We start from the raw sequence: 17,425 nt of genomic DNA, 5'->3' as shown, positions 1-17,425 counted from the left end.
TATGAATAATATATGTAAATTATTGATTGGCATGATGGCGGCAGTATGTTGCACTTCATGTAACAATGAGTGGGAAGATGAACAATTCAAACAGCTGGCATCTTTCAAAGCAGAGATTAATAACGAAGGAGTAACTTCTACTTATGTACGCTACAAACCAGGAGGAGTGGTGACTTATCAGCTTCCGGTTTTGTTGAGTGGTTCAACCATGAATGCACAGGAAAGAACTATTCATGTAGCACTTGATAAGGATACTTTGGATGTGTTGAATCAGGAACGTTTTGGTGAACGTCGTCGGGAACTTTTTTACCATTTGTTGGATCAACAATACTATTCCATACCAGAAACTGTAGAAATTCCTGCTGGTGAATCTGAAGCACTGTTACCTGTTGATTTCACACTAGGAGGGCAGAACAATGCGAGACCGTTGGATATGTCGGATAAATATATTCTACCATTGACTATTCAAGATGATCCATCTTATAACTATCAGGTGAATAACCGTCTGCATTATCGGAAAGCATTGTTGAATATCATTCCGTTCAATGATTACTCCGGTTCGTATGATGGTAGCTTATTAAAGATTTTTTTGGAGAATCAAAAGGATAATTTCATGTTAGCTACCCATAAAGCTTATGTGTATGACGAGAAGACTATTATGCTTTACATGGGGGTTCGTGATGTGAATTACTTAGATCGTAAAAAGTATAAGTTGTATGTGGAGTTTACGGATGAACCGCTTAATGAAGGAAGTGAGTTGAAGAAGAAACTAAGGCTGTGGACCGATAACGGGGGTGAGGATGGCAATAACTTTAAAGTTGTGCTACTGGGCGAAGGAGATGATGATAAATTTAAAGAAGCTCCATATTATACAATTGTTGAAGAGAACGATCCGGTGAAGCCTTATTTGAAGCATATTTATATCACTTTGTCTATGGGATACTCATTTGAGGACTATACGCTTAGTCCGGGCAACCGTATGAAATATAGAGTAGAAGGTACATTAAGTATGCAACGTGACTTGAATACATTGATTCCGGACGAAGACCAACAAATCGAATGGAATTGATAGGTTATTGATTAATGAATATAATATTGAGAGGCAGTGTTCAAATTTGGGATTGGGTACAGCCTCTCAAGTTTTTTAAAACTATCAAAACGATTTATTAATGGTTTAGACGGCTCTTTTGGGATAAGGAGCGTAATTAATTTGTTTACATATGAAAAACTACAAAATTCTAAAGAATATTTATATCTGTCTGGCTTTATTCTCAACCGTTTTATTAGTTGGTTGTTCAAAAAGTGATGAAACCCCGATCTCTGATGATCCCCAGCCTTCTGGCAAAGCTAAAATAACATTCAACCTCCATACTCCGGGTGCATTTCTTACCAAGGCAGTGGGTGTAGGTAACGAAAATGGAGGCACTAATGACAAAATAGCCTTTTATCAATTTAGCAAAGAAGGTAAGTATGAACAAAGGTATGTCTTAAATTATGCAGCTGCTTCCGTAAGTGCAAACGGTGATACAAGATCATATACTGTTGAGTTAACTTCTTCGACTGGAGGAGAAAAGAGATTCATCATTGTGGAGAGTGAGGATGAGAACAACTTCCCTAATTTGAGTGCAACAAATACAATCGATGAATTGCTGAATAGTAAGACTGTTGCAGAGAGTGGTAAGTTGAATCCTCCATTTGTTATGTCCAATGTCAAAACAGATGGTAAGGAGTACGTAACAGTTGCCGATGTAGAATCTTCCAACAATCAGGTTGATGTAAAACTTAAAAGGCGTGTAGCCAGATTTGATTTGCTGAATGATCCAGCAGAATCGGGATTGGTGATTGATAAGGTATATATTAAAAATAGATACACGCAAGGATTCATCGGTGACGTAAGTGGTAATGCAGGCAATATATCTGCTGATGTTTTGGAAATACCGGCGGCTGATTTAGCAAATGATGGGAAGAGTTTCTACCTTTATCCTACTCAGTTGACTTCAACTCTTGAGCAGAATGAAAAAACAGTAGTATGGGCTACCACTAAACTTGCCAATACCAATACGGAAGGTCCGACTCTTTATCTGAATCTTACTGCTGATATCAATGTGGAGGCAAACTATCTCTATCAGCTTAATACGAAAAAGATAGCCGGTTCTACAGGCTTCGACATCTCAGTAGAAGAATGGAAAGACGGTACTTCAATTGATTGGGTAACGATTGAAGACGGAATCTCTGTAATGGATGACAAAGCTACTGTCATTGCTGGTACAGATATTAAAGGGACTTATGTAAAGATTGCAGCTGATGCTGCAATGCCATATACTATAAAACGTGTTGTTACGGATTATAGTTCAGCAGCATTGGACGCTGCGTATGACGGAAGCTTACCTAAATGGCTTACCGTTTCTTCATCTACTAAAGACGCAGGTAGCGGTCTTTATCGTCACGAGATTGTTTACACGGTGACTGCACATCCTGCGAAGACAAGTCAGTTTGCTATCACACATCTTAACGGAGCCGTTTCAGATGAGAACTTGTTGGTAATCGGGTTTGCCGATCCGTATCCGGGCACTCCGCTTCCCTGTCTATCGTGGGGAGAGAAGCTCTATTCGCCGATTCACTGTCGTCAGTCCACCTATCTTGTGCATAACACTGTGGATAAGGCTTATTTCTGTGGAACTGAAGGCTACACGTTTAATACTCCTATGAAAGGTAAAACGGGTAATGAGGGGGCGAAGAATCTTTGTCCCGAGGGCTGGACAGCACTGAATGATGCAGAGGCAAAAGATTATATTTTATGGGTAGGACAGCATCTTAAATCGCAAGTGGCAGAGGCTTTATATACTTACTGTTGGTTCGATAAAGACGGCGAGGCTACTAATTTGCGTATATTGGGGGGATACCCATTCAATAAAGCTACTCCTAATGTGAAAGACTTAGCTTGTTATGGTACGTGGCCGAACGTAGCTTGGGTGAACATCAAACTGCCGGGCCTTACTATACAGGACCAGACATTTAATAGTGAATGGTCAGTGAAGGCGGATTACGGAATCCCCTATAGATGTATCCGTGATAAAGCCGGTTGGGAATAATTATATGGATTCTCGAAAGGATATATATTCAATGATTAAATTTGTAAGACAATGCTAAAGAATACTTTATTTGTGATTCTCCTGATGATTTCCAGCTTATTCACGGCTTGTGCTGAAGGATATGTAAGTGATGTGCAGAAGGAGGATGACACAAAAGAAATACGTTTCAGCCTGAATATGGAGGGAGGGCTAACGATGTCCTCCACCAGGGCTTCTGTGTCTTTGGACGGAATGAAATGGAAGATATTCTGTTTTGACGATCAATATAATTATCTGTTTGACAAAACAGGAAGTATAGGAGATGCAGCAAATGAAATAAAGGTTTCTGTAACTAAAGGCGTCGTTTATCGATTCCTGTTTTTGTGCACCACAGCCGATAACATATTCCCGGACTTGGCTTCCGGTAAGACTTATTGGGATTTAGAAGCGTATGCTCCTCAATTGCCGTTAGCTGATCCGATGGCGATGCTTGTCAGTAGAGGGAATGAAAAAGATGGTACACTTCGTGTAGTTGCTGCGTCTGCATCGGTGCAGGTTACTCTTGCTCCGCGTGCATCCAAGGTTGTTTTGCAAAAGGATCCGCAAACGGCTTCGGATATTACGGTGAACTCCGTGACTTTTGCAGATGCCGCTTCTTCTGTTCCTTATGCCCATATCGAACCTCAACATTACAGTGAATATGAGAATCTTCCGGTAGCCACCCGAAAGACCTATCAGTGTGCGCCCCAAGAGGATGTATGTTATATGCTTCCGGATATGTGTGCCGGAACTTTTGGAGTGAATGCTACGCTGCACATCACTCATCCGATTTCTGGAGAACAGGACGTACGGGTAACGGTACCAGTGGGGTTGGCGCTGAATGTAGGCAGTGGAAAGACTTACTATATTGAAATGTCTGCTGACGCAAACGGAAAAGTTGCCGCTACTTGGGCAACACATGTAGCACCCAGAACGCTGAAACTTGCTACACAAAACTTATGGGGCAAATCGACTTCCGTTGTGTTGGATTACTTCAATAGAATTGATGTGGACGTGCTTTGTGCGCAGGAATGCAGTAATCTCTCCGAATCTGATATACAGGCTCAGGGGCTTTACGTGCATACTCACTCCAACAATGGACAAGGAAAATGCAGCATTATATCGCGCTATCCTTTCTCGGGGATTACACCGAACAAATATGGTGTTTATATCGACTTAGGAGAGGGGATTGTCGTGTTGGTGATGAATTGTCATGGCGCTTTCAAACCTTACGGTCCTTATCAGTTGAACGGCATTGACTATGGAGGATATCCCGCTACGGACAATGTCGACGAGGTAGTAAGAGTCAATAAAGAAGTCCGTCAAGGCATGGTGGACAAACTGCTGGAGGATTTTAATTCATCTACCACTCCTTTTGTTTGTCTCTCCGGTGACTTCAACGAACCATCGTGGCTTGACTGGACGGAAGAAGCCTTGGCAGCAGGTCTTGCCCCATACGTTGTTCAGTGGCCTACCACTCGTTCCCTGTGGGAAGGCGGCATAAAAGGTGATGCCTACCGGACGATACATCCGGACCCTGTGACGCATCCGGGATTCACATGGACACCGCGTCCGAGCGAGAAAGACACCAAAGACCGGTTAGACCTCACTCTTTATACCTTGTCGCCCCGCATGGAAGTGAAAAGTTGTCAGGTAATAGGAGAGAACACGGAAACATCGGATATCGTTCTTCCTGATTGGGGACCTTTCGAAGAAGTGTTCGATCACCGGGGATTACGGACAGAATTTGTCTTTACAAAATGACGGAACGGTGTACCGGAATTAGAGAGTCTCCAGGCTGTTAATTATTGAGGTCTCGGGTGTTAATACCTGTCGTGTCAGGTATTAATACCCGAGAATTCAGCTATTAATAGCTGACATGCCAACTATTTGTAATAGACAAACCAATGATTAACCAATGTCTTTTTGTTTATTGCCAGATAACTTTCAAATGGGCAATATATGGCAGTTTGGGACTCAAATTTCATTTATTGACTTGTTTTTAGCATGCCGGACAGATAGAAAACACTATTTTTGTCCTCATCCGTTTTTAGACTTTTAAGATTATATAAACAAATAAATTGTAACGTACAAATATGCACAACATTGCTAAAACTTTTTTCCCGATTTTATTATTACTTTTTGCTGTAGTAGTGACAGCACAGAATGAAAAAAACAATATCGGAAATGCGCAACGCATCTGGCTTGATTCTGAAATTGGTCATCAGGGCGACTACCAGTGGAAAATGATTAAAGCAGGAGATGCAACAGATCCCGGAGAAAAGATTTCGTTATCCAATTATGCAACTGCCAATTGGATGCCGGCCATCGTTCCCGGAACAGTTTTGAATTCTTTGGTATATAACCAAAAATACCCAGAGCCTTATTATGGAATCAATAATAAGATTGAATCTAAATTGATACCGGATATCTCTGAAACCGGACGTGACTTTTACACCTATTGGTTTCGTACAGATTTTACTGTTCCCCAATCATTCAAGGGAAAGACTGTCTGGTTGCAGTTGGATGGCATCAACTACCGGGCAGAAGTATGGGTGAATGGCAACCTGTTAAGCACAATAAACGGTATGTTTATTCAGGATTACATTGATGTGACGGATTTTGTGAAAGTCGGGGAGAAGAACGGACTGGCTATCAAGGTCTATCCGGTAGATGTTCCCGGAAGTGCGAAGCCGAAATCTTGGGGAGCAGCCGGCGAATTCCATAACGGTGGAAACGGTAACATTGGTTTGAATACTACCATGTTGATGACGGTAGGTTGGGACTTTACCTTTATGGACGGTATCCGTGACCGTAACACAGGTATATGGAAAAATATTTCCCTCTATGCTACAGGCAGAGTAGCATTACGCCATCCTTTCGTTAAATCTGAATTGCGAAAACCCGATTATGACCAGGCTCGTGAGACTGTATCGGTTGAAATTATCAATCCATCAACCAGTAACCGGGTAGTCAGTTGCAAGGTGAAGGGTGAAATTGTGGGTGAAAATATCACTTTCGAAAAGACCTTCCGACTGATGCGTGGAGAAGAAAAAACAGCAACCTTCTCCCCCGCAGAGTTTCCGCAACTGATTATTAACTCTCCAAAACTGTGGTGGCCTGTCAATAAAGGACCGCAAAACCTGTATGACCTGAAGCTGACAGTATCAGTCGATGGCAAAGATTGTGATTCTGTGAAAACAAGATTCGGTATTCGTGAAATTGTCTCGGATAGAAAGACTCCCGATAAATCACGTGTCTTTTATGTGAATGGCAAACGATTGTTTATTCGTGGCACCAACTGGATACCGGAAGCCATGTTGAGAACTTCAAATGAACGTACTTATGCTGAATTGCGCTACTCCCGCCAGTCGGGCGTCAACCTGCTGAGAATGTGGGGAGGCGGTATTGCAGAATCCGATTATTTCTTCCAGTTGTGTGATGAATTGGGATTGTTGGTATGGCAAGAATTCTGGATGACTGGTGACACTCGTCATCCGCATGACAAGGGTCTCTATATGAGTAATGTGGAATCTACCGTAAAACGTATCCGTAATCATCCGTCTTTGGCTTATTATGTTGCTTCTAATGAGAGTACAGAAGTTACCGGTACTCCTGAATTACTGAATAAACTGGATGGTACACGTGGATTCCAGATGCAGTCCGAATGTGAAGGAGTGCATGATGGCAGTCCTTACAAACAGGTAAATCCGATGCAGCATTATGAAAATACGGCCTCTCCCAGAGGAAGCCGTGTAGACGGATTTAATCCGGAATACGGTGCACCGACTCTTCCGACTGTGGAAATCCTCCGGGAAATGATGGATGAAAAAGATCTTTGGCCTATCAATAAAGAAGTATGGGACTACTTGGACGGAAATGGTTTCCATCTGATGAGCACGATGTATACAGACTTGGTGAACAACTACGGAAAATCATCATCCATTGATGAGTTTGCACAGAAAGGGCAATTGTTGGGAGCTATTAATTCGAAGAGCATTTGGGAAGTATGGAACTACAATAAGCTGGATTATGGTGATCGTTTCTGTTCCGGACTTTTGTTTTGGTATCATAACTGCTCTATGCCTCAAGTGGCTTCCCGTATGTGGGACTGGTCTTTGGAACCGACAGCGTCGCTTTATCATACTGCCAACTCTTTAGAGCCATTGCATGCACAGTTTGACTATTTAAAAAATACAGTGTCTGTAGTGAATGATTATTATCGTGAATTTAAGGATTATAAAGTGATAGCACAGGTTTACGATATCGACAGCAAGAAAGTATTTGAAGAATCAGCAGTGGTTAATCTGCCCTCGGATGGAGTGGTAAACGATGCGTTGACTATTCGTTTCCCGGAAAACATATCTCAAGTTCACTTTATTAAACTGATTCTGAAAGATGAAAAGGGAAAAGATGTTTCTTCCAATTTCTATTGGCGCTCCAATGACAAATATGAAGGAAGCAAGACTTTGACCGGTCCGGCAGCTTCAGGTTTTGAAGATTTGAGTAAACTGAAACAGGCAAAAGTGAAACTTACCTATAAAGTAAGAGAAGACGATAACAATTACTTTGTAGATATTACTTTGAGAAATACCTCCGGGCAGATTGCTTTCTTTAATCAGCTGCAATTTCTGAATTCAAAAATGAGTCCGATACGCCCGTCATTCTATACAGACAATTTCTTCTCCCTGATGCCGGGCGAAAAGAAAACAGTTACTATTGAAACCGCCAAAGGAAAATTGAAAGATGGAGCTGTGTTGGCACTGAAAGGCTGGAACATAAATAAGCAGGAATATAAATTGAAGTAACTAATCATTGAAAAGGTATTGAGATGAAATTTAAACTTATCATAGGTACGATAATGGTATCGGTCTGTGGACTTACTGATATCCCTTTTTTAGATACTACTCCCAAAGAAACGCAGGACAAACATTGGGTGCTCGGTCCGTTCGTACGCCCTGATGGAGCTAATCCTGTCATATCTCCGCAACCGACCGAATTTCATTGTCCAATGCAAAAACAGCCGGTAAAATGGGAAGAAAGTGACACTTTCAATCCGGCTGCCACTGTGAAAGACGGAAAAATTGTAGTGCTTTATCGGGCAGAAGACCGTTCGGCACAAGGCATTGGCAAAAGAACGTCGCGCATTGGGTATGCGGAAAGTAAGGACGGAGTTACGATGACAAGACTGGATGCCCCTGTGCTCTTCCCCGCCGATGATGAGTTTGCCGACCTTGACAATCCGGGGGGCTGTGAAGACCCTCGGGTGGCAATGACCGAAGACGGACTCTACGTGATGCTTTATACGGCATGGAATCGGAAAAAAGCTCGTCTCTCCGTAGCCACTTCCCGCGACCTGAAGAACTGGACGAAACACGGACTTGCTTTCGGAAAGGCCTATGACGGACGTTTCGCCAATCTGTTTTGCAAATCAGCTTCCGTATTGACAAAGTTGAAAGGAAGTAAATTGGTGATTGATAAAGTGGATGGTAAATATTTCATGTATTGGGGCGAGTATGCTGTTTATGCGGCTACTTCGGACAACCTGATAGATTGGTATCCGGTGTTGGACGAAAAAAATGAACTGAAGCAGCTGGCGCGGCCACGTAAGGGACATTTTGATTGCCAGATGACGGAATGCGGCCCTCCCGCCATTCGTACAAAGAACGGTATTGTGCTTCTGTATAATGGAAAGAATGCCGGAAAAGACAGGGATACGGATTATCCCGCCGGTGCCTATTGCGCAGGGCAGATGTTGTTTGATAATGATGATCCTTGTAAACTTTTAGATCGTTTGGACAAGCCTTTCTTTGTGCCCGAAGCTCCTTTTGAGAAGAGCGGGCAATACAAAGACGGAACAGTGTTTATCGAGGGGCTTGCCTATCATCGGAAGAAGCTGTACCTTTATTATGGTTGTGCGGATTCGCAGGTGGCGGTCGCTGTGTGCGATGATGTGAAAAAGATAAAGGTGAAAAAGATAAAGGTGAAATAGCCTGGTGCCGGTACTACGGAAAGTGCTGAAAGCAAAGATGGGTTGAGTAGGTGGGTTGAATAATGTCAGTTCGATATAAGCCCGTACTATTACGATTCTCCTCCTTCAGGAAGGAGGAGTCCCCGTAGGGGGAGGTGGTAGGTGAAATTGCAAATCTATATATTGCTGAATAACAGACTACTTATTTACCTACCACCCCGTCCTTCGGACACCCCTCCTTCCCGAAGGAGGGGAGGCCATGCGGGCGAACTTATATTCACGTTAAATAGATGAGTTAAATATAAGGGTTGAATGAATTTCACGGAATGAATTTCAACTTAAATTTTTAAATGAAGTATTATGTATAAGAAAGTATTGATCTTATTGTTTTTGATTCCTTTTCAGTTGATGTTTGCTCAGAAGAGCATGTTGAAGGACTTTCCGGCAGGAACTACTCCGGAGGAAATTGGTAAACGGTTGGCCTATCGTTTCTTGACAGAGAAACATGCACTCCATATCGGCAAATGGATTGGCTATCCGGAGACTTTCTATTGGAACGGGGCTTTGCGATATGCTTATCTTGCAAAAGATAAGGAACTTCTCAATCGTTTGCAAGACAAGTTTGAATATCTGTTTACCGAAGAGAAAGCGCTGCAACCTATTATGAATCACGTTGATGTGAATATGTTCGGCAGCTTGCCTCTTGAATTGTATCTGCTGACAAAAGATAAGAAATATTGGTATTTAGGCTTGCCATACGCCGACTCGCAATGGGAACTCCCGCGAAAAGCGAATCAGGGAGAAAAGGAATGGGCTGAAAAAGGATATTCCTGGCAAACACGTTTGTGGATTGATGATATGTATATGATTACAATCGTGCAGACTCGTGCTTATAAAGTGACGAAGGATAAAAAATACATTGATCGTGCAGCTAAAGAGATGGTGATGTATCTGGACGAGTTGCAACGTCCGAACGGTCTTTTCTATCATGCACCCGATGTACCTTATTATTGGGGACGTGGAAATGGCTGGATGGCTGCCGGAATGACAGAATTGCTTCAGTGTTTGCCTAAGAACCATAAAGACCGTCCCCGTATCTTAGAGGGCTATCGGAAGATGATGGAAAGCTTGAAGCAATATCAGAACCCTGAAGGTTTGTGGAATCAGTTGATAGACCAGTCTGACTGTTGGACTGAAACGTCAGGTTCGGCTATGTTCACTTTTGCTTTTATCAAAGGAGTTAAGAATGGATGGTTGAATGCTGAAGAATATGCTCCTGCTGCTCGTAAGGCGTGGATAGCTTTAGTGTCATATCTTAATGATAACAATCAAGTAAGAGAAATTTGCGTGGGTACGAATAAGAAGAACAGTAAACAGTATTATTATGACCGTCCACGCCGCACAGGTGATTATCATGGACAGGGACCTTATCTGTGGTGTGCTGCCGCTCTAATGGAAAAATAACCGTTTCGGTATTGAGTAATAGTTGAGGCTTTGGGAGATATTTCTATTGATTTGGATAATTTTTTTTATTTATAGCCCAATTTGTTTTATCCAATGTGAAGGATGTTTCCTAACTTTGGCTTAAAATTTAGTACAAACGGAATCAGACAGGCTGATTCGCAATCGTGTTTTATATGAGTTTGAAATATTTACTTTGTGGGATGGCTTTTGTGGCATGTGCCACTATGGCTGAGGCTTTTAATAATGTGCCGGAATCGATTTCTGCATCTATTTCTTTGAAGGTACCAGGAAATAGAGCGAAACACTATCCATTGACTTTTCAGAAATCGCAGAATAATAATGGCACTTATTATTTGGAGAATTCGGAAAAGATGCCGTTGACTGTGTCTCAAAATATAGTGACGGGTAACGATGGACTACGTATTAGTGTATCTATCACTGCATTGGAAGATGTCTATTTTAATTACAATCAACAGATGGCAACCGGCTTCCGTCATGACGATTGCCTGTTCTATATGCCGGGATTTTGGTATCGACGTAATCTGCGTTCACCCAAAGAGGCTCCTTCATTCCATACATCAGATAGTTGGATTGTAAGCGAAGACAGGCTAAGTGCACCTCTTACGGGAATTTATTGTGAGAAAAAACAACGGTTTATGACGGTCAACAGACTGGATAAGTTTGTAAATGCCACTTTGGCTACACATCGCGAAGGTGAAATCATTCTTTCGGATAAGACATCCTTAGGGTATACCGGATTTGAAAATAAAGGTGGCGTTGCCACTCTTTCCTTCGGTTTCCCCTACCGGGAGGCTCCGAAAAGTTATATCCGTAAATTGACATTAGCCCCGGCTGTGACAGCTTATCAACATCTGAAAAAGGGAGAAACAATTTTGTTGACGTGGCAAATAGCTGAGGGTGAAGCCAAAGACTATTCTGATTTTGTGCGCCATACTTGGGAATATTGTTATGACACATATTCTCCCAAGCCTGTTGATACTCCCTACTCAATTGAGTATATGAAGCAGACTCTTAGTCAATTCTTTGTAAGTAGTTTTGTTGATAAACATCCATTGGTGTATAATTCGGGCATACATCTTAGGACGGATGCATGTGCAAGTAATGGGCAGGCAGAGGTCGGTTTTATCGGTCGTGTTCTTTTGAATGCATTCAATGCTTGGGAATATGGCTGGGAATGTAACCGGGAGGATTTGAAGGCTAATAGTACTAAAATCTTTGATAGTTACCTGAAGAATGGTTTCACAGAGGCAGGCTTTTTCAAGGAATCAGTTAATTTTGACAGGAATTTTGAAGATCCTGTTCATAGTATCCGTCGTCAGTCAGAAGGGCTTTATGCAATCTTCCACTTTCTGGCTTATGAAAAAGAAAAAGGACGCAAACATCCGGAGTGGGAACTGCGGTTGAAGAAAATGCTGGATATGTTCTTGCAATTACAAAATGCCGACGGCAGCTTTCCACGCAAGTTCCGCGACGATTTCACTATTGTAGATAAAAGTGGGGGAAGCACTCCTTCTGCTACATTGCCTTTGGTGATGGGATATAAGTATTTCAAGGATAAACGTTATTTGGATAGTGCCAAGCGGACTGCAGGTTATCTGGAGAAAGAATTGATTTCTAAAGCAGATTATTTCTCATCTACTCTTGATGCGAATTGTGAAGATAAAGAAGCCTCACTTTATGCGGCAACCGCCACTTATTATCTTTCGTTGGTCACTAAGGGAGAGGAACGTAAACATTATGCTGACCTGACGAAGCAAGCCGCTTATTTTGCCTTATCATGGTATTATTTGTGGGATGTTCCTTTTGCTCCCGGTCAGATGCTGGGTGATATTGGTTTGAAAACACGTGGCTGGGGAAATGTCTCAGTAGAAAATAATCATATTGATGTATTTGTGTTTGAATTTGCTGACGTACTTCGCTGGCTGTCGAACGAGTATAGCGAGTCTCGCTTTTCAGATTTTGCAGAAGTAATTTCAACTTCTATGCGCCAGTTGCTGCCTTATGAAGGACACATGTGCGGTATTGCAAAGGCAGGTTATTATCCGGAGGTTGTCCAACATACAAGTTGGGATTACGGAAAGAATGGTAAAGGATACTATAATGATATTTTTGCACCCGGATGGACTGTTGCTTCTTTGTGGGAACTGTTTACACCGGGGCGTGCAGAGACTTTTATGAAAAAGTAATTATAATAAATTGATTTGTCATGACGTCTAGAAGAGATTTTCTTAAAAAAGCCGGGTTGCTTAGTGCTGCTTTTGCAGTTCCTGCCTTTAATGTGAATGGCGATACCCCACAGTCTAAAATACGTCTGAAAAATACTAAGATTGCGGTGGACGATCGATGGGATGTTATTGTAATCGGTGGTGGACCGGGCGGATGTACCGCGGCGATTTCTGCAGCTAGGGAAGGTGCTAAGACTTTATTGATTGAGGCAATGGGGCAACTCGGTGGTATGGGAACTGCTGGGATGGTTCCGGCATGGTGCCCGTTTTCGGATGGTGAGAAAATCATTTATAGGGGATTGGCGGAAAGGGTATTCGAGGCATCAAAAAAAGGAGTACCTCATGAGAGCAAACAGAAATTGAACTGGGTGAACATAAATCCCGAATATCTGATGCAGGTTTATGATCAAATGGTTGCTGATTCGGGAGCTCAGGTTCTTTTCTTTTCGAGGGTTGCAGCCGTTGAAATGTCAGCAAATGATACAATAGACGCTATCATTGTGGCAAATAAATCCGGGCTTGTCGCTTTTAAAGCGAAAGTCTTTATTGATGCAACGGGAGATGGTGATGTGGCTGCATGGGCAGGTGCTTCCTTTAAAAAAGGAGGAGAGGATGGAGTAGTGCAAAGTTCTACTTTATGTTTCTCGTTTGCCAATGTCGATACCTATCATTACAATCTCATAGGCCCTTCATTACATACGAGTAACAAGAATAGTCCTATTTATGATGTGATTAAGTCCGGAAAATATCCATTGATAGGTAAACATTTCAATAGTAACCTGATTGGTCCGGATGTGGTGCAGTTCAATGCAGGGCATATTGATAATGTTGATTCGACCGACCCGTGGGCTACTACGCGGGCAATGGCAACCGGTAGGCAGATAGCAGAGCAATATTTGGAAGCACTGAAAGAAGTGCGTCCCAAGGCTTTTGGCAGTGCTTTTGTAGTGAAGACCGCCTCTTTGCTGGGAGTCAGAGATAGCCGTCGGATCGAAGGGGATTATACGTTTACTTTCCAAGACTGGCTGGAACGCAAAACATTTGAAGATGAGATCGGACGTAACTGTTACTATATTGATGTCCATAAACCGGGACATAAAGCGACACGTTATAAAAAAGGAGAGTCGCATGGAATCCCTTATCGTTGCCTGACACCCAAAGGATTAAAGAATCTGTTGGTGGCTGGTCGTTGTATCTCTACTGATGAAGAGGCTTTCGGAAGTTTGCGGGTAATGCCTCCTTGTCTGGTGACGGGTGAAGCTGCCGGAATGGCTGCTGTGCATGCCATCAAACAGACAAAGAATGACGTCCATAAGATTGATACTGTTTTGTTGCGTAAAAGATTAAAAGAAGAGGGGCAATATTTTTTATAAATGCGTGAAGGAGGTATTTAACGTCAGTTCGATATAAGCCTGTATTTTTCGATTCTCCTCCTTCAGGAAGCCATGTGGCGAACTTATATCGAACTGACGTTAGAATAACTACACCAAAAGTTATATTCAGTCTGTATAATAATGAATAATACTTTTGGTGTGATTACGCTATGTGAAATTTATGCTGTCAGATTGGTGTAACTGTAAGCTTTCCCGATTTGTTTGTACTAGGTAATTTGATTTCTAATAATCCTTGATGGTATATTCTACTTTCTACTACTTTCCCATTGAAAGTAACCTGGTAATCTTTCTCCGGATTCATACAAACAAGAATTGTTCGCTGATGAGGAACTGTTGAATCATCAAAAGCTATTTCTGCCTGATACTGTGTATAATCATCATTGAAATGACTGTTGGAAATCCACACCTCGAAGCCGGTTGAAACTTTCCCTATCCGATAGTATGCAGCAAACCAGTTGAGTATGGGAGATGATAAACCGGAGAACTGATGCCATCCGGCTCCACGTTGTGAGGAGATAATGAAATGTTCGAAGGTGTAATAACTCTCCTTGCATTCTTTCTCCCATGTATTCAATGCGGTAGTTGCTACTTGATAGGCTTTTTCTCCTTCTCCAAGGTCCAGCAAGGCTTTCCACACCATCCATTGATGAGGAAACCAAACGGCTCCATTCCAATAACCATCTGTACGATAATAAGGAGCAGACTGGTCTACTGTAGAGATTCCTACTTCTGTCCACATTTCGTCAGGAGAAAATACATGGTTTATCATCCTGCTTGTTTGCTCTTTAGAGGAGATGTTTGCAATAAGTGGGCTTACTCCGTCCAGTCCCTTATTAAAGTTAGAACCATCTTTATATCGATAGATGTCTTTAGGTTTGCCATCTTTGTCATGCATTACATATCCGAAATAACCGGTTTCCTCATCCCATGAATGGGTGTGTAATGCATTTGACAGTTGTTTGATGGTTTGCTCATACTCTTTTACATCTTTTTTAAGACCTAGTTCTTTTGCTGCTAAACGTAAAATTTTAGCAGCTCTGATATAATAAGCCGAAGATACTACTGGAGTAACAGAAGCCTTGTCACGTAAAGCATGTTGAGGCGGATAATCATCCCATCCTCCTGAATTATAGAAGTAATCCCATGTTCGTAGCAGACCAGAACCTTTCATTCGGGTTGTGGAGTAGGGATTCTTACCTGTCATAAAATCAAAGAACTGCTTCAGTCGCGGGTATAGAAATTGCAATGCTTCTTTTGACTGTGTATTATTCCATAAATCGTAGTAGGCATACATCTGTATGGGTAATGGAGTGCCATGATGAATAAATGCAGATTCACTGCCTACAGGAGTTGTATAAGCTCTGATACACTCAAAAGCCTTAGTAATATCCACATCTATTAATCCCAGAGCTATGAAACCGGAATCCCATGTATAAAGGCTATTCCAATTTTTGCCAGGTGTAAAATGCCGGATATATTGTCCTTGGGTATGGACGGGATAAACAATATTGGATAATAATGCTGATTGCAGCAAGCGACGTCCGAATTCATACTTCTTGCCATCTGCTAATATTCTGTCTTCAGAGTTATTCGAATCCTTTTGTATGAATGAAATCAGAGTTTCCGGTGTGGAATGAAACTTCTGAATCTGTTCATTGACTTGTTGGGATGTTCCGGTGCAGACTAAAGCGTATATTGTCTGTTCGGAGTGAGGTGCCAAGACAATCGGACGTAGAAAAGCATTAGAATAATGCCACTCTCTGTTTCCTATTAGTCTCGATGATACATGGTCGTGAGTCTTTTTGCGGAAGAAAGATTCCAGATTGTCATCCAGAACTTCCCGAATCTGAGATGCTTGGTAATTCCATGCTATTCCATAATAGTTATCACATTCCGGATATTTTAAGATAAAATCTTGTTTCGTTTTTCCCGATTTAATCTCGGGAATAAAAGAAAGCTTCCTAGGCAGTATCTTGATTTGCTTAATATCTTCTTCGCTACCGATAAAGAAACCATCTAAATCAGTACTGTGAGTACCCTCTGAAATTAATTCTAGCGTATATTTTCCAGGTTCTTTGCAAGTATAGGGGATTGAGACTATGCTATATTCTCCGGTGCCTTGTAGCTCTAGGCGGCTTTCGGTTATTCCTTTTATTTGAAACGTACTTGTTTTTCCTTTAGGAGTATTGTACCTGAATCCTATCTTTCCTTTTTCTTTTCCCGGAAGGATATTTATCTCATAGCTCACTTTATCCCCTTTATTTTTCCCAAATCCTTTTCCTAGAACAAAACCACTGAGTGATTGAGAAGTTCGCATTTCGTTCCTTTTCCATCCGTCGTATACTAAATTATACTGTGGAGATTTGTGTGCAGGTTCATTTGAACTATAATCGGTTGCGTTATGCCACTGTATATTTGAATCTTCAGGGATTTTGAACTGAGGTTGTTCTCCTTCATAATCGATATATGCCATCAAGTTGAGTACGAGATTTTGGTTGACAGCGGTATTATTGACGCAATTCATACTTACCAGTGTCCGATGTTCATCTAATATATAATAGGTGACATCGGTAAATACTTGGTCTTTCCATTCCATTTCATAGCGGTATGTGATACGGCTCATGGATGGGTTGATGTCCCACGGGTAATAAGATGACTCGAAAAGTACATGAGGAATTAATTGACGATTGCGATAGTATCCTGGCATTACAGAGAAATCGAAACGCATTCCGGCTTTCATATCGGGTATGTGTGAAATTCCGGCATATCGTTTAGAATAAGGTCCCCAAGCTTGCAGGGAGGTAATGTCGTGACTATCGGTAAAGCACGCTGGAGGAATCGTTGGTTGTCCGAATGCAGATGTTGCTGTCCAAATAACTGTCAGGAACATCAATAATGATTGCTTAGTTTTCATATTAGAATGTAAAATAGTTCATGTAGCAAAGATATGACTTTTGAAAGTTTAAAGAAGAAAGAATCTGTTCAATAAGTAAAAGAAAATACTCATAATAGAAATAGTAGGTTGCTATAATCTTATAAATTCTTTTCACTTGTTGGGAATTTAATTAGTTAGGAGATAATTTCCTGTTGGTTGATTGCTAAATATATCTAATTAAAATCTGTTGAAAAGACGTAGCGATGAATTATACAGTTTTTTGATAGTCTAATATACAGGTATTGTCTATTGAGGAATTTTCATTTTGGTAATTGGCAAAATGCGGTTGTTGTTAATATAGCAAC

The 17,425-nt window shown here is 41.6% G+C and carries 9 protein-coding genes; 8 read left to right on the top strand and 1 reads right to left on the bottom strand.

Annotated elements, in window-relative coordinates; translation table 11 throughout:
• The first annotated feature begins 1 nt into the window (after window position 1).
• The 8 genes from A4V03_RS17930 (at window position 2) to A4V03_RS17895 (ending at window position 14,164) form a co-directional block, all read left to right on the top strand.
• Window positions 2-1,069, top strand: a complete 1,068-nt coding sequence (locus tag A4V03_RS17930) for a DUF4973 domain-containing protein (RefSeq protein WP_065539796.1) — start codon at window positions 2-4, stop codon at window positions 1,067-1,069.
• 151 nt (window positions 1,070-1,220) lie between these two features.
• Window positions 1,221-3,092, top strand: coding sequence for a hypothetical protein (locus tag A4V03_RS17925; protein WP_065539795.1), 1,872 nt, complete (start codon window positions 1,221-1,223; stop codon window positions 3,090-3,092).
• A gap of 51 nt (window positions 3,093-3,143) precedes the next feature.
• Window positions 3,144-4,874, top strand: a complete 1,731-nt coding sequence (locus A4V03_RS17920) for an endonuclease/exonuclease/phosphatase family protein (RefSeq protein WP_065539794.1) — start codon at window positions 3,144-3,146, stop codon at window positions 4,872-4,874.
• Between the two features lie 332 nt (window positions 4,875-5,206).
• A complete protein-coding gene (locus A4V03_RS17915; RefSeq protein ID WP_065539793.1) occupies window positions 5,207-7,918 on the top strand; it encodes a glycoside hydrolase family 2 protein in 2,712 nt (903 codons plus the stop codon).
• A 23-nt stretch (window positions 7,919-7,941) separates the two neighbouring features.
• Window positions 7,942-9,102 carry a glycoside hydrolase family 130 protein gene (locus tag A4V03_RS17910; protein WP_065539792.1) on the top strand — a complete coding sequence of 387 codons (1,161 nt, stop codon included), beginning with the start codon at window positions 7,942-7,944 and terminating at the stop codon, window positions 9,100-9,102.
• Between the two features lie 339 nt (window positions 9,103-9,441).
• Window positions 9,442-10,545: a glycoside hydrolase family 88/105 protein gene (locus tag A4V03_RS17905; RefSeq protein ID WP_065539791.1), complete on the top strand. Its 1,104-nt coding sequence runs from the start codon at window positions 9,442-9,444 to the stop codon at window positions 10,543-10,545.
• Window positions 10,546-10,718: 173 nt separating this feature from the next.
• A complete protein-coding gene (locus tag A4V03_RS17900) occupies window positions 10,719-12,752 on the top strand; it encodes a hypothetical protein (RefSeq protein ID WP_065539790.1) in 2,034 nt (677 codons plus the stop codon).
• A 20-nt stretch (window positions 12,753-12,772) separates the two neighbouring features.
• Window positions 12,773-14,164 (top strand): FAD-dependent oxidoreductase, encoded by a 1,392-nt coding sequence (locus tag A4V03_RS17895; protein ID WP_065539789.1) that lies wholly within the window; start codon window positions 12,773-12,775, stop codon window positions 14,162-14,164.
• A 187-nt stretch (window positions 14,165-14,351) separates the two neighbouring features.
• Here the strand turns inward: A4V03_RS17895 and A4V03_RS17890 are convergent, their stop codons facing one another.
• Entirely contained in the window at window positions 14,352-17,099 is a 2,748-nt protein-coding gene (locus A4V03_RS17890; protein ID WP_369882194.1) for an MGH1-like glycoside hydrolase domain-containing protein, read from the bottom strand.
• Between the last annotated feature and the right edge of the window lie 326 nt (window positions 17,100-17,425).

Source organism: Bacteroides caecimuris, from assembly GCF_001688725.2.
Lineage (GTDB): Bacteria > Bacteroidota > Bacteroidia > Bacteroidales > Bacteroidaceae > Bacteroides > Bacteroides caecimuris.
Note: the sequence above shows the minus strand (reverse complement) of the source record. Positions and strands in the feature narration are given on the sequence as shown.